Origin of the sequence: Pandoraea norimbergensis (assembly GCF_001465545.3) — a bacterium.
In the GTDB taxonomy this organism is placed as follows: domain Bacteria; phylum Pseudomonadota; class Gammaproteobacteria; order Burkholderiales; family Burkholderiaceae; genus Pandoraea; species Pandoraea norimbergensis.
Window position 1 is genome coordinate 4,460,160 of the sequence record NZ_CP013480.3, and the last position, 19,851, is coordinate 4,480,010.

The 19,851-nt window shown below is 64.1% G+C and carries 14 protein-coding genes; 9 read left to right on the plus strand and 5 right to left on the minus strand.

What is annotated here, in order from left to right; translation table 11 throughout:
* Positions 1 to 282: 282 nt before the first annotated feature.
* The 6 genes from AT302_RS19460 (at position 283) to AT302_RS19485 (ending at position 8,504) form a co-directional block, all read left to right on the plus strand.
* A complete protein-coding gene (locus AT302_RS19460) occupies positions 283 to 1,722 on the plus strand; it encodes an aldehyde dehydrogenase family protein (protein WP_058375422.1) in 1,440 nt (479 codons plus the stop codon).
* A 136-nt stretch (positions 1,723 to 1,858) separates the two neighbouring features.
* Positions 1,859 to 2,617 carry an SDR family oxidoreductase gene (locus AT302_RS19465; RefSeq protein ID WP_058375423.1) on the plus strand — a complete coding sequence of 253 codons (759 nt, stop codon included), beginning with the start codon at positions 1,859 to 1,861 and terminating at the stop codon, positions 2,615 to 2,617.
* Positions 2,618 to 2,760: 143 nt separating this feature from the next.
* Complete coding sequence (locus AT302_RS19470) at positions 2,761 to 4,077, plus strand: MFS transporter (protein ID WP_058375424.1); 1,317 nt, start codon at positions 2,761 to 2,763, stop codon at positions 4,075 to 4,077.
* 196 nt (positions 4,078 to 4,273) lie between these two features.
* Positions 4,274 to 5,788 (plus strand): MDR family MFS transporter, encoded by a 1,515-nt coding sequence (locus tag AT302_RS19475; protein WP_058375425.1) that lies wholly within the window; start codon positions 4,274 to 4,276, stop codon positions 5,786 to 5,788.
* A 146-nt stretch (positions 5,789 to 5,934) separates the two neighbouring features.
* The gene (locus tag AT302_RS19480) at positions 5,935 to 7,242 is read left to right on the plus strand and encodes a hypothetical protein (protein WP_157125836.1); all 1,308 of its coding nucleotides are present in this window, start codon (positions 5,935 to 5,937) and stop codon (positions 7,240 to 7,242) included.
* A 98-nt stretch (positions 7,243 to 7,340) separates the two neighbouring features.
* Complete coding sequence (locus tag AT302_RS19485) at positions 7,341 to 8,504, plus strand: hypothetical protein (protein ID WP_071358932.1); 1,164 nt, start codon at positions 7,341 to 7,343, stop codon at positions 8,502 to 8,504.
* A 43-nt stretch (positions 8,505 to 8,547) separates the two neighbouring features.
* Here the strand turns inward: AT302_RS19485 and AT302_RS19490 are convergent, their stop codons facing one another.
* From AT302_RS19490 to hemC, 4 genes are read right to left on the minus strand one after another with little or no spacing between them, the layout of a single operon-like run.
* Positions 8,548 to 9,720 carry a heme biosynthesis HemY N-terminal domain-containing protein gene (locus AT302_RS19490; RefSeq protein WP_058375428.1) on the minus strand — a complete coding sequence of 391 codons (1,173 nt, stop codon included), beginning with the start codon at positions 9,718 to 9,720 and terminating at the stop codon, positions 8,548 to 8,550.
* A 10-nt stretch (positions 9,721 to 9,730) separates the two neighbouring features.
* A complete protein-coding gene (locus tag AT302_RS27370; protein WP_058375429.1) occupies positions 9,731 to 10,876 on the minus strand; it encodes a uroporphyrinogen-III C-methyltransferase in 1,146 nt (381 codons plus the stop codon).
* Positions 10,863 to 11,813 (minus strand): uroporphyrinogen-III synthase, encoded by a 951-nt coding sequence (locus AT302_RS27375; protein ID WP_058375430.1) that lies wholly within the window; start codon positions 11,811 to 11,813, stop codon positions 10,863 to 10,865. Before AT302_RS27375 ends, AT302_RS27370 begins: the two co-directional genes overlap by 14 nt.
* Entirely contained in the window at positions 11,813 to 12,772 is a 960-nt protein-coding gene (gene hemC / locus AT302_RS19500) for a hydroxymethylbilane synthase (protein WP_058375431.1), read from the minus strand. The genes AT302_RS27375 and hemC overlap by 1 nt, the downstream gene beginning before the upstream one ends.
* A gap of 82 nt (positions 12,773 to 12,854) precedes the next feature.
* Here hemC and ppc point away from each other — a divergent pair, with 82 nt between their 5' ends.
* The 3 genes from ppc (at position 12,855) to argH (ending at position 18,436) form a co-directional block, all read left to right on the plus strand.
* Positions 12,855 to 15,827, plus strand: coding sequence for a phosphoenolpyruvate carboxylase (ppc, locus tag AT302_RS19505; protein WP_058375432.1), 2,973 nt, complete (start codon positions 12,855 to 12,857; stop codon positions 15,825 to 15,827).
* Positions 15,828 to 15,984: 157 nt separating this feature from the next.
* Positions 15,985 to 16,845 carry a gamma subclass chorismate mutase AroQ gene (gene aroQ / locus AT302_RS19510; protein ID WP_058375433.1) on the plus strand — a complete coding sequence of 287 codons (861 nt, stop codon included), beginning with the start codon at positions 15,985 to 15,987 and terminating at the stop codon, positions 16,843 to 16,845.
* 193 nt (positions 16,846 to 17,038) lie between these two features.
* Complete coding sequence (gene argH / locus AT302_RS19515; RefSeq protein WP_058375434.1) at positions 17,039 to 18,436, plus strand: argininosuccinate lyase; 1,398 nt, start codon at positions 17,039 to 17,041, stop codon at positions 18,434 to 18,436.
* A 99-nt stretch (positions 18,437 to 18,535) separates the two neighbouring features.
* On the opposite strand, the gene gltS is transcribed toward argH, so the two are convergent.
* Complete coding sequence (gene gltS, locus AT302_RS19520) at positions 18,536 to 19,765, minus strand: sodium/glutamate symporter (RefSeq protein ID WP_058375435.1); 1,230 nt, start codon at positions 19,763 to 19,765, stop codon at positions 18,536 to 18,538.
* Positions 19,766 to 19,851 lie beyond the last annotated feature (86 nt).

Genomic DNA, 19,851 nt, shown 5'->3' on the forward strand with positions numbered 1-19,851 from the left:
CCGCCTATCTGTTTGTCTTCGCACATCGCGTCGCGTTGTCGTCGATTTACAGGCACTGCGCGGGAGATCACGCCACCGGAGAACACCCGTCTGGCGATCCGATGTGATCAAGGATAGGCGAGAAAAAATTGCAATAAAATCTCTTTAATTGCATTGCGATTGAATTAGGTGTTTATGCGGATGCGCCCCATACGACGGTCAATGCCCTCGTGAGTTAAGTGATAATGACCGACGTCATCCGAAATCATCCGATCGTCCAACCCGGCGCGAGGTGCAGTCGACATGCCAGAAGCTACACACTTCATCGGCAACCAATGGGTCGCTCCGGCGAAAAGCCCGGCGATTCCCGTCATCGACCCGTCCGATGGTCAGCCGTTCACGCAAATTGCCCGTGGCGACGCTGAAGACATCGACCGTGCCGTGAAAACGGCCCGCGCGGCGTTCGATGGCGAATGGGGGGCCTTCTCCGCGGCAGAGCGGGGCCGCGTGCTCTACGCCATTGCCAACACCCTCGCCAAACACCACGAAGCGCTCGCGCAGCTCGAAGCGCGCGACACCGGCAAGCCGCTCAAGCAGGCGCGCGCCGATGCGGCGGCCATCGTGCGTTACTTCGAGTTCTACGCCGGTGCCGCCGATAAGCTGCACGGCGAAACCATTCCGTATCAGCAGGGCTACACCGTCTTTACCGTGCGCGAGCCGCATGGCGTGACGGGGCACATCATTCCCTGGAACTACCCGTTGCAGATCTTCGGGCGCAGTGTCGCTGCGGCGCTCGCGACCGGCAATGCCTGCGTGGTCAAGCCGGCCGAAGACGCCTGTCTGTCGTTGCTGCGCGTGGCAGAACTGGCCGCCGACGCCGGACTGCCGCCCGGTGCGCTCAACGTCGTGACGGGTTACGGCGCCGAGGCCGGCGCCGCGCTGGCCCGGCACCCGGGCATCGATCACATCTCGTTCACGGGCTCGCCTGCGACCGGCATGCTGATCTCGCAGATGGCCGCCGAGAATCACACGCCGGTCACGCTGGAGCTGGGCGGCAAGTCGCCGCAGATCGTGTTTGCCGACGCCGACATGGACGCCGTGTTACCGGTCGTCGTGAATGCCATCGTGCAGAACGCCGGGCAGACGTGTTCTGCCGGCAGCCGTCTGCTCGTCCAACGCGACGCGTATGAAACGGTGCTCGCGCATCTGGCTGAAGCGTTTGCGAAGCTGCGCGTCGGGCCCTCGGGCGACGATCTCGATCTCGGACCGCTCATCAACGCGAAGCAACAGCAGCGCGTGTGGGATTTCCTCTCCGAAGCGCAGCACGACGGTATCGCGCTGATGTCGCAAGGCGAAGTCGTCGGCAGTGCGCCGGAAAGCGGTTTCTATCAAGCGCCGACGTTGCTGCGCGACGTACCCGCCGAGCACCGGCTCGCCCGAGAGGAAGTGTTCGGGCCAGTGCTCGCCGCGATGCCCTTCACCGATGAAGCCGATGCCGTGCGGCTCGCCAACGGCACGCTTTACGGCCTCGCCGCTGGCGTGTGGACGCAAGACGGCGGACGCCAGATGCGTCTCGCCCGCGCGATTCGCGCGGGGCAGGTGTTCATCAACAACTACGGCGCAGGCGGCGGCGTGGAGTTGCCCTTCGGGGGCATGCGGCACTCCGGCCACGGACGCGAGAAAGGTTTCGAAGCGCTGTACGGCTTCACCACGCTCAAGACCGTTGCCATCCGGCACGGATGATCCGTATCGAATACACGCAGCAAGCAGTCGCAGTTCAAGCAGCACGCAACCTGACATAGATCGGCGCGAAGCGCGTAAGTGGCCACCACGGGATCACCTCGCGCTTTGACAGACAAGGCAACTCAGGAGACAAGGCATGCGTTTGCAAGACAAAGTGGCGATCGTCACAGGGGCGGGTTCGGGTTTCGGTGAAGGTATCGCCAAGACGTTTGCGCACGAAGGCGCCGCGGTGATCGTCAACGATCTGAACCGCGAAGCGGGTGAGCGCGTTGCCAACGAGATCACCGAAGCGGGCGGACGCGCCGCATTCGTCTACGGCGACGTGTCTCGCGAGGGCGATCACGTCACCCTGCTCGACGAGGCGGTGACGCGCTTCGGCCAGTTGGACATCGTGGTGAACAACGCGGGCACTACCCATCGCAACAAGCCGCTGCTGGAAGTGACGGAGGCCGAGTTCGATCGCGTGTATGCGGTCAACGTCAAGAGCATCTTCTGGAGCGCGCGCGCCATGGTCCCCTATTTCCTGCAACGCGGCGGCGGCGTGATGATCAACATCGCCTCCACCGCAGGCGTGCGCCCTCGCCCGGGGCTCGTCTGGTACAACGGCAGCAAAGGCGCCGTGATCACTGCCAGCAAGGCCATGGCCGCCGAATTCGGGCCGAACAACATTCGCGTGAACTGCGTCAATCCGGTCATCGGCGACACGGGCCTGACCGCCGACTTCATGGGCGTGCCCAACACCCCCGAGAACCGCGCCAAATTCCTCGCCGGCATTCCGCTCGGACGCTTCTCCACCCCGCAGGACATCGCCAACGCCTGCCTTTATCTGGCCAGCGACGACGCCGCCTTCATCACCGGCGTCTGCCTCGAAGTGGACGGCGGGCGCTGCATCTGACATCGCTTTTGCGTTTGCGTTTGCTTTTGCTTGTTTTGCTTTTCTTGCTATTTGCAGTTTGTGCAGTTCATCGCACCGAAGCACCGTAGTTGTCGAACACACATAACGACAGACAACACAACGTCATTCCGGAGGAGATCCGTATGAATAGCATTCCGACGCCCCCCACGCCGATGGCAGACTCGCTACCGGCGGGCTTCGAAGAAGCCACCTACCGCAAGGTGGGCTGGCGGTTGATTCCGTTTTTGCTGCTGTGCTACGTGGTCGCGTACCTCGATCGCGTGAACGTGGGCTTTGCCAAGTTGCAGATGGTCGGCGATCTGCAATTCTCCGAGACGGTGTTCGGCCTCGGCGCCGGCATCTTCTTCATCGGCTACTTCATCTTCGAAGTGCCGAGCAACGTGATCCTGCACCGCGTCGGCGCACGCGTATGGATTGCCCGCATCATGATTTCGTGGGGCATCATCTCGGGCGCGACGATGTTCGTCACCACGCCCTCGATGTTCTACGTCATGCGATTCCTGCTCGGCGTGGCCGAAGCGGGCTTCTTCCCCGGCATCATTCTCTACATCACCTATTGGTACCCGGCCTCGCGGCGCGGACGCATGACCGCATGGTTCATGACGGCCGTGGCGCTCTCGGGGCTGATCGGCGGACCGATCTCGGGCTGGATTCTCAAGGACATGACCGGTGTCTCGGGGCTGGCCGGCTGGCAGTGGATGTTCCTGCTCGAAGCAATTCCGTCGGTGATCATCGGCATCGTGGTGCTGTTCGTACTCGATGACCGCATTCGCGATGCGAAGTGGCTGGGCGAGGCCGAGAAGTCCATGCTGGAGCGCAACATCGCAAGCGACGTGCTCACCAAGGAAGATCTGCCGCTCGCGCAGGTGTTCTCGAGCCCGCGCGTTTGGATGATGAGCCTGATCTACTTCTCGTTCGTGATCGGCCTCTACGGCGTGGGCTTCTGGCTGCCGACGATCGTCAAGGGCACCGGCGTGACCGATCCGCTGCAAATCGGGCTGCTCACCGCGATTCCGTATTTCTTCGCGGTGATCGCGATGGTGCTGGTCGGCCGCCGCTCCGACGTGCGCGGCGAGCGGCGCTGGCACATCGCCATCCCGGCATTCATCGGTGCGGTGGGGCTGTTCCTGTCGACGACGTGGAGCCACAACACGCAACTGGCCATGCTGGCGCTCACGTTCGGCACCATGGGCATCATGATCGTGCTGCCGCTGTTCTGGAGCCTGCCCACGGCGTTTCTGGGCGGAACCGCTGCGGCAGCCGGTATCGCGATGATCAACTCTCTGGGTAACCTCGCGGGCTTCGTCGGCCCCTACCTGATCGGCTTTCTCAAAGACACCACGCAAAGCACCAACAGCGGTATGTACCTGCTCACCGCCTTCATGGTGATCGGCGGTCTGCTCACGCTCGCCGTGCCGGCGCGGCTGGTGAACCAGTGACGGCGGTGTCTCTTCGAGGCGAATCCGGCGTACTAAGCGGAAGGTTTTTTCGACGCGCCGCCGGATCGCTGTATAAAACAACGTCTTGATCGCCGAGACCGAGACGCGGCGGGCGTTGTAGTCGAGTGCCCGCCTTGGGAGTAACATGCATCAGGCCATCCGCTCCGGGATGGCCTGTTTTTTTCCCCGAAACCGCATGCCCGCCAACGACTCACAGACGACGCCGGCCGGCGTCTCGCTCACGCCCGCCGAGATCAAGTCGATTCTCTCCGGCCTGCTGCTAATCATGTTTCTCGGTTCGCTCGACCAGACCATCGTCGCGCCGGCGCTGCCGACGATTGCCCGCGATCTGGGCAGCTTCGACGCCGTCTCGTGGGTGGTCACCGCGTATCTGCTCTCGTCGACCGCGATCACACCGATCGTTGGCAAACTCTCCGATCTGTTCGGGCGGCGCGGCATCATCGCCCTGAGCGTCGCGGTGTTTCTGGTCGGCTCGATTCTGTGCGCGCTCGCGCCCACGATGCTCACACTCATCATCGCGCGCGGCGTGCAGGGGCTGGGCGGCGGCGGGTTGATCGCGCTGTCCAATACGGTCATCGCCGATATCGTCTCGCCGCGCGAACGTGGCCGGTATCAGGGCTATATCTCGGGGATGTTCGCGGTCTCGGGCGTCGCCGGGCCAGTGACGGGCGGCGTGTTCGCGCAGTACCTGAACTGGACGCTCATCTTCTGGATCAACATCCCGCTGGGCTTGCTCGCGATCTACCTGAGCGACCGCGCGCTGCGCCGTCTGCCCCGCCGTGTGGGGCGTCCGACGATCGACTATCTGGGCTCGCTGCTGTTGATCGTCTCGACGGTCGCCCTGTTGCTCGCGCTCACGTGGGGCGGTCATCGTTACCCGTGGGCGTCGAAGGAAATTGTCGGGTTGGTCGTGGTGACGGTCGTGATGGGTGCCGCGTTCCTGCGACGCCAGCGCAGCGCCGCCGAGCCGTTGTTGCCGCTCGCCTTGCTGGCCAACCCGGTGTTTCGCGTGACCTCGACAATGGCCGTGCTGGTGATGATGGTGAACATCAGCATCGGCATCTACGTGCCGCTCTATCTGCAATTGCAGCGCGGCCAGTCGGCCAGTAGTTCTGGCCTGATGCTGATTCTGCCGTTGCTTGGCATCGTGATCGGCGCGCTGTCTTCCGGGCACTACATGCGCGCGACCGGGCATTACAAACGCCCGCCGCAAATTGGGTTGCCTGCCGCGTTGCTGGGGCTCGCGGTGATCGCTATCGGCGTTGAGTCATTGCCGCTCGTGGTCATCGGTGCGTGTCTGGGGCTGGTCGGCATCGGCTTCGGCTCGGCCATGCCGGTCATGACGGTGGCCACGCAGAACGCTGTGGCGCCACGCGATATCGGTATTGCCACCGCCGCGCATGCGTTCTTCCGCGCGCTGGGCGGGATGATCGGGGTCGCCCTGTTCGGGGCGATCATCGTCGGGTTGCTGGTGATGGGCGGCGACGGTTCGGCACCGCACGAGCTGACCGACTTCCTGCGCCCCGGCGGCGCACCGGCCGGGATGGAAGATCATCTGCGTCTCGCATTCGGCGCATTCTTCGGCGGCAGCGCACTCGTCGCGGCACTCGCCATCGTAGCGCTCAGCCGCTTGCCGGAGATTCCGCTGCGGCAGAGTTCGGCGAACGAGGCGGTGGCGGCGATCGACTGAGCGTCAGGTGGTTTGGGTGAAATGGCTGGAACGGGTAATTGAGGGGACGGCTCTACGGCGAATGAGCGCTGCATGAAAGTGACGAAGCAAGCGCGGCGGCACGATGTTTCTCATCGTCTCCGCCCTCCTTGTCATAGGACTCTGCCGTGTTTCCAGTCAATGCTTACCATGTCACCCCGCCCCGTACACCAGCGGATTCCATCGCAGACAACTCGTCTTCGACGATCTCCGGATCCACCGATAGCGGGAGGCCGGCCGTCGATGACCACGACACGGCGCGTGACCGGCTGCCCGGCGGCTTCGGCGGACCGGACGATGGCAACTGCACTGACGCGACGCGTAGGGATGCGCAGCGAGAGCGTAGTGCCGCGTTATCGCGTATCTCACCCGCCATCGCCCTGAACGCGAGCGCCAATGCGGTCATGCGCGATATCGCCGATCTGCCCGATTCCGCACTCGACGCGACACTGCAAGCCATCGCCACAAATCCGAACAGCCTGCAATTCCACACCTTGTGCGAAAGTCTCAAGCACCTGCCCCTAGCCGACGCACAACGTCTGTTTGGCCGTCTGGCGGGAAGACTCGAAGCGTCGCCCCTGATCAGGGAATGGGGACAGGCGTTCGAACAGTTGGCGGCGTTGCGTATTCCCCTGCAACACCGTATCGCCGACGCCATTCTGGCCATCCTTCCCAGCTCGGAAGACGATCGCCACGGACATGCGTTCTCATTGGCTTGCGAGACGGTCGAGGCGCGTCTGGACGCCGCGTTGCTGCAACATACCCACGCCCTGGCGCACTGCGCCATGCCGGCAGCATCGACACTCGCCTCTCCCGATGCTGCGCAGACCGCGACGCCGCAGCCTTCACCCGCGCCGATAGTCGCTTCGCGACACGCACAATTGTGGGAAAACACGCTCACCGGTTTGCGGCGCGCGGGCGACTATTGCGACGCGGGCCGGTTGACCCGGCTTGCACGGGCAATCCCCTCGTTGCCGGAGAGTGAGCGAACAGCGGCTTCCACGGCAACGTTGAGTGCCGCCCTGAATGCCGACAACAGCGAGACTACCTGGGGCTGGGGCGAACTGGCGACGGTGCTGATGGACGTCACCCCGGAGAGAGATCGCGTGCCCCTGGCGCAAACGTTGCTCGATGCCGTCGCGTTCGCCTCACATCCGAACGCAACCCTGGACGTTCTGAAAGCGCTGGCACAGGCAGTGCCGCAGTTCCCCGAGGACCACGTCGACGTGATCGTGAGCACGCTCACGAACCTCGCGGCGATGCGCGCGGAATACGCGCAACTGCCGATCTTCACGAAAGAGCAATCGCTCGACGCCCTGCAAGCAGTGCGCAACGCCACCGAGTTGGACCACGCGCGACATTATCCGCGGCCCGATTTCGACGCGCTTCTCAGCGAAGCGCTGGAAGACCTTGCTGAGCGCGTATATGGGACGTAAGCGCGGAACGTAATCGCGGGATTTGACCACGGGACGTAATCGGTTGACCGAACACCATAGCCCGGGCGCTAGCATCGTGACACCCTGCCGCTCCCCTCATGTCATTGGAGTTCGACTTGTTCGCTATCGGCCCTTCAAGCAGCACCCCGCAACGACTGACACACCCGACGCAGGAAGGTGAACCGCCGGCGAAACGGTATCAAGCCGACCTGCCCTCGTTCGTCACTGACTTTGATGGCATCAGTGATACGAATTTCTGCTTCGTCACGACGTTCGCCCCCACCTGTGTGCCGACAACCGCGCCCCGGCTCACGCAAGTCGTCACGCCCCAGCTAGCGCTCGACGTCGACAACGTCGTGCCGGCAGGTGTCACGGATGGGACCTTGATCACTATCGCCAGTGATCCGAAAAGCTTGTCAGCGCTGGCCACGCACGTTCATCTGACAACGTCCCCGCTGCCTGAAGCGAAGCGGCATTTCGAGCATCTCTTACGTTCGCTCCAAGCGAACCCGAATCTGACCTGCTGGAATTCAGCGTTCGAAAATTTGCTGGCCTTGCACAACACGCTTGAACAAAGAACGACACAAGCAATGGTCGACTTGATGTTCGACACATCTGCCGAACAGCACCTGCCGGACGCCAAAGTGCTGGTGCGTACCGCACGTAACACGCGTTTTGACTGCGTACTGCGTAGCCGTCTCGATGCTATCGCCGCAATGCCGCAGGCCGCGCGATTGAATGCCTGGCGCGACACGTTTGCCAGTGTCCAGCGCTGCGAGGGGTACTACGAGACGTCGACAGCCAACCAATTGGCGAAATGCATCGCTGACTTGCCCGATGCGGATCGGGAGGTGGCCATACTTGGGATGTTGAGTAACGGGGCAAAGGTCATACGCGGGCCCGGATGGGATGCGCTGGCGACGACGTTGTACGGAGCCTGTGCGGCCGGCTCGCTTCCTCAGATCATGCGCGCGACGTTGGACGCCTCTACCCGCGCCCACGATGCCGATATCAAGGATGCGGTAATGGCGACGGCCCGGCATATCGATCGTTGCCCGCCACAGGATGCCGAACAGGTGCTGGCGAGACTGGTCGCGATCACGTCACTGGAAGACGAGTACGACCAGTTGGGCTTTACCGATCTCGAAGCGATTTCGATGTTGCGCGACCTGCGCCATTTCAGTAACGACGACAGACGTGACTACCCTCGCCCGAACTTTGACTATCTGATCCAGCAACAATGTAACTACGCAGCCGATTAACGCAAAAGCGCCAGCCGCAATGGCTGGCGCCGTCTTATGTCACTCAGGCCGTAGCACACGCCCGGTAATGGCGATTGGCCTGTTCCATCTGGCCAAGCCCTTCGAAGAGCTGCGCGAGCGCCAGATGCAGACGCTGTTGCAGATGACGGTCGTCGGTGTGACGCAACGCCCCTTCGAGGAACGTCTGCGCCTTGCCCCACAAGCGTTGGTGCTGGCAGAGCTTGCCGAGTGCGTAGAGCAGGTCGGGATCGTTCGGGTGGCGTTGCTGCCACGCTTCGGCCTTCTGGATGAGCGGCAGTGCGTCGCCCCCCGCACAGTCAGCGTAGCGGCGCAGCAAACGCGGGTCCCAATGTTCGGCCAATGCTGCCTCGACGATGTCGCGGGCTTCACGCGGGCGATCGAGCGCAATCAGCAACTCCGCCGCCACATCAGCCGTACGCGACGACGTGCGCGCGTCGGCCGGCAGTTCGTGCCAGCACTTGAGCAAGGCGTCGGCATCGTGGCGGTGATCACGCAAGATACCTTCACTGGCCGTCTGCTTGAGCTTGGCCGCCAGCGCCGGATGCAGCGCTTCGCGCTTCTCCAGTACCTTGAGCAGACTCAGCACTTCAGGCCAGTGCTTCAGATGCTGATGCGCCCGCAGGGCCACCAATTGCGCCTGCATGCGCCGTGCGCCTTGCGCCCGCATTTCAGTCAGCGCTTCGAGTGCGCCTTCTGCATCGCGCGTGTCGACGCGCAGCTCGGCCGTCTGCAACAGACGGGCTTCTTCGAGATTCGCGCCCTGCGCTTCGGCCAGCCACGTATCGCGACGCGCAAACTCTCGCATGCGATGCGCCGCACGCGCGCCGATGATGGCCGCCACGCCGCGGTTATCGTCCTGCTCTGCCGCTTCACGCGCGGCTTTTTCAGCCCGCGTGTAACGGCCGGCGAAGAGATTGGCCACGGCGTCGCGCAACGCGATGTTTGCGCGACGGCTGCGTTGGCGATTGCGGTACGCCGCGACGCGCTCCGGCATCTTGTAGATGTTGCGCAGCACGCGAATGATCACGTATAGCGCGAAGAACAGTGCCAGCAGTGCCAGCACGAACAGGTTCAGCGAAACGTCCACACGGTACGGCGGCACCAGCATCACCACCTGCCCGTGATTGAACGTGGCCAGCACGGCAAAGCCGGCCGCCACCGCGAACAGGAGCGTCAACCAGATCAATCCTCTCATCCAGGGCTCCTTACGGCTTGTCCTTGACGTCCTTGACCTGACCGATGGCGGTCAGGCTGGCGTCAAGCGTGGGCAGTTCGATGGTGCGGGCACCCGAATCGACCTGATCGAGCAACGTTTTGACCGCACCGATGCGACGCGACTTGCCGTCGAAGTACTTGTCGAGGGCGGCCTGTGCCACCAGCACATCGGTGTGCACGGCGGCCGCATTGCGTGCGAGCAACGCCAGACGCGCGTTCAGCAGGCGCAGCTTCAGGTTGGCCCGCAGGAACGCCCCTTGCTCCGGCGCGACGAGCATCACGTCCGGGTCGTCCAGACGGCGCACCTGCACCAATTGCTTGAGACTGCCGAGCATCTCGCCCGACAAACGGTTCAGTGTCTCGCGCCAGCCGGTGTCGCCGGCCCCGCTCGGGCCCGTGGCGTCGGACTTCGGCGCAGCACGTTGCTCTTCCGCTTGCAACGGCAACGTATCGATCATGGCGATGGCCTGATCGAGCTTGCCGGTCAGTTGCGGCAAATCGGCCGCCGGTACCGCCTTCAGACGATCGATATCTTTCTTGAGCGCATCGCGCACGCCAGCCAGTTGCGGCGCGCCAGTGCGCGCCAGACGCGCATCGGCGCCTTCGAGCGCAATCAGCGCGCCACGCACGTTACCGGTGAGCTGCAACTGCTGGTTGGCACTCGTGACGATCTGCTCGGTCTCGGCCAGCACCCACTCATCGCGGTTGTGTGCGAGTTCCTGATAGAGCTGTTCGAGCGACGCCTGCTGACTGCGCGAATCGGCCACGCGGCCTTCGAGCGCTGTGAGCCGGTTCTGTAAGTCGCGCTGGTTATCGAGCGCCTGTGCGGTGCGCACCTGCGCCTGCATGACCTGTGCGTCGCCAGCCTGCGCACGGCGGGCCATCTCTTGCTGTACGCGGTCGAGCTTCTGATTGAGAGACCAGCCGCCGATACCGGCGCCGGCCGACACCAGCACGAAGAGCAGCCACGGCAGGGCTGCCCCGCTGCCGCGACGCTTTTGCGGCGGCTCGGGCGGTGTCCACGCGGGCGGAACACCCGCCGTGCCGTAAGGCGCAGCCGAGGGGCTCGACGCCGCCGGGCCGGTCGATGCCGGCGAATTTGGGGAAGACTCGGGAACGCGATTATCTGTCGTCATGCTTGACTTGAATGGGATCCGCCCATGTTTTGAGTGCCGCCAGCAAGTTCTCGTCGCCAGCCGCGCACTGCGTAATCCTATCAAACCCCGCAGCCCGCGCGGCATCGGCGATGCGCGCATGCGACGTAAAGCACGGCGCAGCAAGGATTTGCGCCAGAACGTGCGGGGTGCCGGGCGTATGTACGCCTTCTTGTGTTCCGTATCGGGCCGCCAGCATCGACGCCAGATGGCGCACGGCTTCAGAGCTGGTCAGCACCCAAGCGCAAGGCACGCTTGAGGTCAGTCGGGCTTCAAGCGCCGCCCAAGCGGATGCGTCCGGGGCCGGGGCACGTCGAGTGTACGCGCTCACGATGTCGACCTGAGCGCCGGCGGCACGAAACGTGTCGGCGAGCAACTCGCGCCCGCCGTCACCGCGCACGATCAGCACGCGGCGTCCGGCCAATGCAGCGACATCGAGTTCTGCCAGCAACGCTTCGGAATCGAAGCGCGCGTCGGGGCCGCCCGGGGGCACGATCACCTGATGCTGCGGCGGTGCGATGCCCGCTTCTGCCAATGCCTGTGCGCTGCCCGGGCCGACGACAGCCACCGGCAGCGCCATCGGCCAATACGCCGTTGCAGTACTCGCAGCACCCGTAGCCCCCATGCCCACCGATGTGGCGCTCGCGCCCGACTTCAGAAACACGAGCCGCGACAACGCGTGTGACACGGCATTCGGCGAGACAAACACCGCCAGTGCGTACGTGGAGAGATCGTTCAGCGCGGTATCGAGCGCCGCCAAGGCATCGGCGTCGGCTTGCGCCGCAATGTGCAGCAGCGGGAAGGCGAACGAGTCGATGCCTTCCGCTTGCAGAGCGGCGGCGAGCGCACCGCTCTGCCCGTCGGGGCGCGTCAGGATGACACAGCGTGAAGGAACCGGCGCGCGCGGGCCCAAACGCATCAGTCCTTTGACTCGGACGGCGGCACCAGTGCCAGCCCACCCGCGTCGATGAGTTCCTGCGCAACACGCTTGCCAAGGGCTTCGGCACCGGCCACGTCGCCTTGTTCAACCGTTGCAGCGCCTTCGGCGCGCAACACCGTGGCGCCGTCCGTCGAGGCGATGAACGCGCGCAGCGACAGCGCGCCCTGTGCGTCGAATTCGGCGAACGCACCGAGCGGCACCTGACACGAGCCACCCAGCGCACGCGACACCGCGCGCTCGGCGCTCACAGCCAATGTGGTGCGGGCGTCATGCAGCGGGGAGAGCCATTGCAGGATTTCGGGACGTCCGGCACGCACTTCGATGCCCAATGCGCCCTGACCGGCCGCCGGCAGGCTCGCTTCCGGTGGCAGAATGGCACGGATACGCTCACCCAGACCCAGACGCTTCAAACCGGCAGCGGCAAGAATGATTGCCGAGAAGTCGCCACGGTCGAGCTTGCCCAGACGCGTATCGAGATTGCCGCGCAACGGCGCCACTTTCAGATGCGGATACTGCGTGCGCAAGCTCACCTCGCGACGCAGGCTCGACGTGCCGACCACGGCACCGGCGGGCAGCGCATCGAGGCTGTCGTAGTCATTGCTCACGAACGCGTCGCACGGATCTTCACGCTCGAGCACCGCAGCAAGCGTGAAGCCCTCGGGCAGTTGCATCGGCACATCCTTGAGCGAATGCACGGCGAGATCGGCGCGTCCGTCGGCGAGCGCGAGTTCGAGTTCTTTGACGAACAACCCCTTGCCGCCGACCTTGGCGAGCGAGCGGTCGAGGATCTGGTCACCGCGAGTAGTCATGCCGAGGATACTCACGTGACACTGCGGATATAATTTGTGCAGCGCGTCACGCACGTGTTCGGCTTGCCACATGGCGAGTCGGCTCTCGCGCGATGCGATCACCAGGGTTTCAGGAGCAGCGAAGTTCATTCAGCAACCGCGTGAAGACCAAAAGAAAAAATGGTATCACGCTTGGCCGGCGGCTCAGACTGCCGGCTTCGAGAGGAGCGACATGAAGAGCAGCGCAACGGCAGATACCCCGCAAGAGGGTCTCGCCCCGTCGGTCGGCAACACGTCACCCGCAGAAGCAGCATCGGCGGCCACATCCACTACTGGTGAGGCCGCAGCCGCTTCGCCGCCGGGCAAGGAACGCGCCCGCCGCTCTCGCGAGGACAAAGACGCCCCGCTGCGCGAGGACATCCGCTTCCTCGGCCGCCTGCTGGGCGACGTGCTGCGCGAGCAGCAAGGCAGCGACGCCTTCGATCTGGTCGAAACCATTCGCCAGAACGCCGTGCGCTTTCACCGCGAAGACGACCGCAGCGCCGCCCAGGCGCTCGATACGCTGCTCAATGGCCTGTCGAACGAACAGGCCATTCAGGTGGTACGCGCCTTCAGCTACTTCTCTCACCTCGCGAACATTGCCGAAGACCGCCATCACAACCGCCGCCGCCGCGTGCACGCGCTTGCTGGCAGCAAGGCACAGCCGGGCAGTCTGGCCGCCGCACTGCAAAGCCTGAAAGACGCCGGTCTGGCCGATCCCGCTACGCTGCAAGCGTTCTTCGCGAGCGCGCTGATCGTACCGGTGCTGACCGCTCACCCGACCGAAGTGCAGCGCAAGAGCATTCTCGACGCCGAGCGCGAGATCGCCCGCCTGCTCGCCCATCGCGACGACGCCCTCACCGAACGCGAATCGGCCCGCAATACCGAAGCGATGCGTGCCTACGTGACCACCCTCTGGCAGACACGCATGCTGCGTAGTTCGCGCCTGACGGTGGCGGATGAGATCGACAACGCGCTGTCGTATTACCGCAGCACGTTCCTGACCGAAATTCCGGGCCTGTATGCCGACGTGAGCGCCGAGTTGTCGGAAGCCGCGCCCGGCGTTCGCCCGCAGGCGCTTGGCCGTTTCCTGCAAATGGGTAGCTGGATCGGCGGCGATCGCGACGGCAACCCGAATGTGACGGCGCAGACGCTGCAACTGGCGATCACGCGTCAGGCCACCGAGATCTTTGCGCACTATCTGGAACAGGTGCACTTGCTCGGGGCAGAGCTGTCGGTGTCGCAACTGCTGGCCGGTGCCAGCGACGCGTTGCTCACGCTTGCAAAGCGCTCGCCCGACGATTCGCCGCACCGCACCGACGAGCCGTATCGCCGCGCGCTGATCGGCGTCTACGCTCGTCTGGCAGCCACCGCGCACGCGTGGGTCGGTCACGTGCCGCATCGTGGCGCCGTGGGCGAGGCCAGCCCGTATCTCGACGCCGCCGAGTTCGTCTCGGACCTGAATACTGTCGTCGCATCGCTCATGTCGCATCACGGCGGCGCGCTGATTTCGCAGCGCCTCGGGCCGCTGGTGCGCGCGGCCGAAGTGTTCGGCTTCCATCTGGCCAGCATCGACCTGCGCCAGAGTTCGGACGTGCATGAAGCCGTTATCGCCGAACTGTTCGCCAAGGCGGGCGTCGAGGCGAATTACGCGCAATTGTCGGAGGACGAAAAGCTCGCGTTGTTGCTGCAAGAGCTACGCGAACCGCGTCCGCTGTTCTCGCCTTATCTCGACTATTCGCAACGCACGCGCGACGAGTTGGCCGTGTTCGGCGCAGCGCGCGAGATCCGGGCGCGCTTCGGCGCACGTGCGGTACGCAACTACATCATTTCGCACACGGAAACGGTGAGCGATCTGGTCGAAGTCATGCTGCTGCAAAAAGAGACCGGGCTCTTCCAAGGGGCGCTCGGTACTGCCAACGTGACCGACGCGGACGGCGAGCCCACGACCGGCATCAAGGTTGGCGCAATGGTCATCCCGTTGTTCGAGACGATTGCCGACTTGCGCAACGCGCCGGTCATCATGCGCGCGCTGTTCGACATCCCCGGCATGGCCGACGTGGTGACGCAGCAAGGCGGTGAGCAGGAAGTCATGCTCGGCTACTCGGACAGCAACAAGGACGGCGGCTTTCTCACGTCGAACTGGGAGTTGTACAAGGCCGAACTGGCGCTGGTGCACCTGTTCGAAGAAAAAGGCATCCGGCTGCGGCTCTTCCATGGCCGTGGCGGCACCGTGGGCCGTGGCGGCGGCCCGACGTATCAGGCCATCCTGTCGCAACCGCCGGGCACGGTGAAGGGGCAGATTCGCCTCACCGAGCAGGGCGAGATCATCGCGAGCAAGTTTGCCAACCCCGAAATCGGGCGGCGCAATCTTGAGACCATCGTCGCGGCCACGCTCGAAGCCACGCTGCTGCCCAGCCGCAACCAGCCGCCGCAGCTCGACGCCTATGAAGCCGTCATGCAGACGCTCTCGGATACCGCGTTCAGCGCCTATCGTCATCTGGTCTACGAGACGCCCGGCTTCACCGATTACTTCTTCTCGGCCACGCCGATTGCGGAGATCGCCGAGCTCAATATCGGCTCGCGCCCCGCGTCGCGCAAATTCTCGGACCCGAAGCAACGCCGCATCGAAGACCTGCGGGCGATTCCGTGGGGCTTTTCATGGGGACAATGCCGCCTATTGATCACCGGCTGGTACGGCTTCGGCAGCGCGGTCGCCGCATATCTCGACGCCGCGCAAGACGACACGGCACGCAATGAACGGCTGGAGACGCTGCGCCAGATGGTCAAGCACTGGCCGTTCTTCGCGAACCTGCTGTCGAACATGGACATGGTGCTCGCCAAGACCGATCTGGGCGTGGCGTCGCGTTATGCCGAGCTGGTGCCCGACGAGGCCCTGCGCAAGCACGTGTTCGACCGTATCGTCGCGGAATGGGAGAGCACGTCGAAGGCGCTGGCCCTGATTACCGGGCATGAAGAGCGTCTGGCCGACAACCCGATGCTCGCCCGCTCGATCAAGAATCGCTTCCCGTACCTCGATCCGCTCAATCACTTGCAAGTGGAACTGCTACGCAGACACCGTGCGGGTGAATCGGACGAACGTGCACGACGCGGCATTCATCTGTCGATCAACGGCATCGCCGCCGGCCTGCGTAATACGGGCTGATCAGGCGGCCCGGGCATCCCCGGGACATGGCGTCGGCGCAGCTGGAATCGCGTCGACGCCAGCCGGTTCCTTGGGATTCTCCCCAACGACAAAACGGTCGATAGGGCGGTATATTGCGACGCATCCGATTCGATTGTTGCCGGGGGGCCAATCCATCATGCATTCCCTTCTGTTGTTGCCGCATGCGCGCCGCGTGCAGACCACGTTGCAACGTGCACGGCCACGCGGTACCGTTCCCGCCGCTGCCTTCGCATCAGTCTTTGCTTCCGTCCTCGCATCTCTGTGCTTCCTGAGCGCTCCCGCGCATGCCGGTGCCCCTTCCGCGGGCGATATTGCCGACACCGCCGCCCCATCCACCGCCTCTCCCGCTACGGCGAATGCCCAACAGGACGCGGGCGTATTTACCGCCGCACCGCATGGTCTGCGGGGGTTTGCGGTGCGGCTGGTCTCACAAGCATTGGCGGGCAAGGTGACGCAGCCGTCGCCACCACCAGTCATCGACCCCATCCTTGACCCGCTCATGCGCGGCATTCTGGAGCGTCTGGCGATCAGCGAAGCGGTCGCACGCACGAAATTCGGCTCCGGCAAACCCGTGCAGGACACACCCCGCGAACAGGCCCTGCTCGACAGCGTCGGCGAGCGCGCCAGCCAGTACGGCCTGACGCCCGCGCAGGCACGCACGTTCTTCCGGCTGCAAATCGAAGCGGGCAAGCTCGTGCAGACCGCCCTGCTCGCCCGCTGGGCACGCGAAGGGCACGCGCCGGGGCAACCGGTTGATCTCGCAACGCGCCTGCGCCCCGCGCTCGACCGGCTCGGCGGCTCGCTGATGCACGACCTCGGCCGTCTCTGCGCGCTACCCGACGACCCGACACGGCTGGCCCGCATTCATCAGGCACGCGAGCGCATCGCCAAAGCGGCGAAACTCGAAGCGCTGCAACGCGCCGCGTTCGACGAAGCGACCTCCGGCCTTTGTCTGTCGGCGCCGCCGCGCATCTGGACGCTGTCGATGGCGCAGTGACGCTGGGAGGCGTGACAGCTCGGGTAACAGTCGAACAGGTGAGCCGGTGAGCGGGCGAACAGGTGCCCAAGCACCCGCGATCGACCCCAAGACCTGACGGGGCGCGGGCGTTGGTATAATCACGGTTTGCCGTGTTTTCACTACGGTCCGCTTCAATCTGCCTCGATTGGCCTCGATTAGCTACGCTACGACAATGACCTCCCAACTCCACAAGAAGGGCGAAGCCTGGTCGGCTCGCTTTTCCGAACCCGTTTCCGAACTCGTCAAGCGCTATACCGCGTCGGTATTCTTCGACAAGCGTATGGCCCTGTTCGACATCGAAGGGTCGCTCGCCCACGCCGACATGCTGGCCGCACAGGGCATCATCAGTGCCCAGGATCTGGCCGATATCCAGCGCGGCATGACGCAGATTCGCGGCGAAATCGAGCGTGGTGAATTCGAATGGCAACTGGATCTCGAAGACGTTCACCTGAACATCGAAGCGCGCCTGACCGCGCTGATCGGCGACGCCGGCAAGCGCCTGCACACGGGCCGCTCGCGTAACGATCAGGTCGCCACCGACATCCGCCTGTGGCTGCGCAGCGAAATCGACCGCATCGGCACGCACCTCGGCGACCTGCGCAGTGCGCTGCTCGATCTGGCGGAACAACACAGCGCCACGATCCTGCCGGGCTTTACCCATCTGCAAGTCGCACAGCCGGTGACCTTCGGTCATCACCTGATGGCGTATTTCGAGATGTTCAGCCGCGACGCCGAGCGCATGATCGACGTGCGCCGCCGCGTGAACCGCCTGCCGCTGGGCGCTGCCGCGCTGGCCGGCACGAGCTACCCGATCGACCGCGAGCGCGTCGCCGCCACGCTGGGCTTCGAAGAGGTCTGCACCAACTCGCTGGACGCCGTCTCGGACCGCGACTTCGCGATCGAATTCACCGCTGCCGCCGCACTCGTGATGACGCACATCTCGCGCTTCTCGGAAGAGCTGGTGTTGTGGATGAGCCCGCGCGTGGGCTTTATCGATCTGGCCGACCGTTTCTGCACGGGCAGCTCGATCATGCCGCAGAAGAAGAATCCCGACGTGCCGGAACTGGCCCGTGGCAAGACCGGCCGCGTGAACGGTCACCTGATTGCGCTGCTGACGCTGATGAAGGGCCAGCCGCTCGCCTACAACAAGGACAATCAGGAAGACAAAGAACCGCTGTTCGACACGGTCGACACCGTGATCGACACGCTGCGTATCTTCGCGGACATGGTGCCGGGCATCAAGGTGCGTGAAGAGAACATGCGCAACGCCGCGCTGCAAGGCTTCTCGACGGCGACCGATCTGGCCGACTATCTGGTCAAGAAGGGCCTGCCGTTCCGTGACGCGCACGAAATCGTGGCCCACGCCGTGAAGATCTGCTCGGATCGCGATATCGATCTGGCCGACCTGTCGCTGGCCGAACTCCAGAAATTCTCGCCGCTCGTGGGCGAGGACGTGTTCGGTTTCCTGACGCTCGAAGGCTCGGTCTCCAGCCGCAATCACATCGGCGGCACGGCCCCCGAGCAAGTGAAGCGCGCCATCGCCGCCGCCCGCGCGAAGCTGGCGAAGTAAGCGGACGAAGTCAGCTGAACCGCAACGCCTCGCAACGATGAAAAAGCCACCCGATTGGGTGGCTTTTTCTTTGCCTGCTCGACTTTGCAACGACCGATATCAGAAGATCGGTAACGACAGAAAGCCCTTGATCACGATGGCGTTGACGATGTCGATGAAGAACGCTCCAACCATCGGCACGATCAGGAAGGCGAGATGCGACGGCCCGAAGCGTTCCGTGACCGCCTGCATATTCGCGATAGCCGTCGGCGTCGCCCCAAGTCCGAAGCCGCAATGGCCAGCCGCCAGCACTGCGGCATCGTAGTTACGTCCCATCACGCGGAACGTGACGAAGATCGCATAAGCGGCCATCGCCACCACCTGCACGCTCAGAATCACGATCATCGGCACCGCCAGCGTCGACAGATCCCACAGGCGCAGGGCCATCAGCGCCATCGCGAGGAACAGCGACAAGCTGACGTTTCCCAGTACCGACAACGACCGGTCGAACACCTCGTAGCCGACCAGCGCCAGCGCATTGCGCACCACCACGCCCGTGAACAGCACGCACACGAAGGTGGGCAGCTCGAAGGCCGTGCCCGACAACCACGCCGCGATGACTTCCCCACCCAGCAGGCAGATCGCAATCATGGCCACCGTTTCGATCAACGCCTGTGCGGTGATCAGGCGAACCGTATGCGGCTGCTCGAAGCCTTCGGGGGCCGGGGCTGACGTTGACGTATCTGCACCGGGTGCGTGGGCGCCATAGCGCCCCAGACGCCCTACGAGATACCTTGCCACCGGGCCGCCGAGCAGACCGCCGAGCACGAGGCCAAACGTGGCGCAGGCCATCGCGATTTCGGCGGCAGACTGCACGCCGTAACGCTCGGTCATGACGTGCCCCCAAGCAGCACCGGTGCCATGACCACCGGCCAGCGTGATCGACCCGCCCAGCAGCCCCACGCCGGGCGGCAGCCCAAGCAGCATGGCCAGACCGACGCCGATCGTGTTCTGCATGACCAGCATGCCCACGACCACGGCGAGAAACAGTGCCAGCGTACGCCCCCCCGCCCGCAGGCTTGCCAGATTGGCAGACAGCCCGATGGTCGCGAAAAACGCCAGCATCAGAGGGGTTTGCAACGAGGTATCGAACTTCAGTTCGAAGTGCCCGAACTGACGCAGGGCCAGCGTGGCGAATGCCACCAGCAGGCCCGCCGCGACAGGTTCGGGAATGCTGTACGTCCGAAGCGGCCCGATCCATTCGACCAGCTTGCGGCCTAGCAGCAGGACCAGTGTGGCGCAAACGAGCGTGCCGTAATTGCTGAAGACCAGTTGTCCCGTAACACCCATGATCCCCCCTCCGACATCCGAAAAGCGACGAGTTTAGCAACGGGATTACGTCACATTCTTGGGTAATTTCCCAAAAATAGGACGAC

What these genes read in the sequence shown, in the direction of transcription:
- AT302_RS19460 (WP_058375422.1), top strand. Translation starts at nt 283, where the DNA reads ATGCCAGAAGCTACACACTTCATCGGCAACCAATGGGTCGCTCCGGCG.
- AT302_RS19465 (WP_058375423.1), top strand. Translation starts at nt 1,859, where the DNA reads ATGCGTTTGCAAGACAAAGTGGCGATCGTCACAGGGGCGGGTTCGGGT.
- AT302_RS19470 (WP_058375424.1), top strand. Translation starts at nt 2,761, where the DNA reads ATGAATAGCATTCCGACGCCCCCCACGCCGATGGCAGACTCGCTACCG.
- AT302_RS19475 (WP_058375425.1), top strand. Translation starts at nt 4,274, where the DNA reads ATGCCCGCCAACGACTCACAGACGACGCCGGCCGGCGTCTCGCTCACG.
- AT302_RS19485 (WP_071358932.1), top strand. Translation starts at nt 7,341, where the DNA reads ATGTCATTGGAGTTCGACTTGTTCGCTATCGGCCCTTCAAGCAGCACC.
- AT302_RS19490 (WP_058375428.1), bottom strand. Translation starts at nt 9,720, where the DNA reads ATGAGAGGATTGATCTGGTTGACGCTCCTGTTCGCGGTGGCGGCCGGC.
- AT302_RS27370 (WP_058375429.1), bottom strand. Translation starts at nt 10,876, where the DNA reads ATGACGACAGATAATCGCGTTCCCGAGTCTTCCCCAAATTCGCCGGCA.
- AT302_RS27375 (WP_058375430.1), bottom strand. Translation starts at nt 11,813, where the DNA reads ATGCGTTTGGGCCCGCGCGCGCCGGTTCCTTCACGCTGTGTCATCCTG.
- hemC (WP_058375431.1), bottom strand. Translation starts at nt 12,772, where the DNA reads ATGAACTTCGCTGCTCCTGAAACCCTGGTGATCGCATCGCGCGAGAGC.
- ppc (WP_058375432.1), top strand. Translation starts at nt 12,855, where the DNA reads ATGAAGAGCAGCGCAACGGCAGATACCCCGCAAGAGGGTCTCGCCCCG.
- aroQ (WP_058375433.1), top strand. Translation starts at nt 15,985, where the DNA reads ATGCATTCCCTTCTGTTGTTGCCGCATGCGCGCCGCGTGCAGACCACG.
- argH (WP_058375434.1), top strand. Translation starts at nt 17,039, where the DNA reads ATGACCTCCCAACTCCACAAGAAGGGCGAAGCCTGGTCGGCTCGCTTT.
- gltS (WP_058375435.1), bottom strand. Translation starts at nt 19,765, where the DNA reads ATGGGTGTTACGGGACAACTGGTCTTCAGCAATTACGGCACGCTCGTT.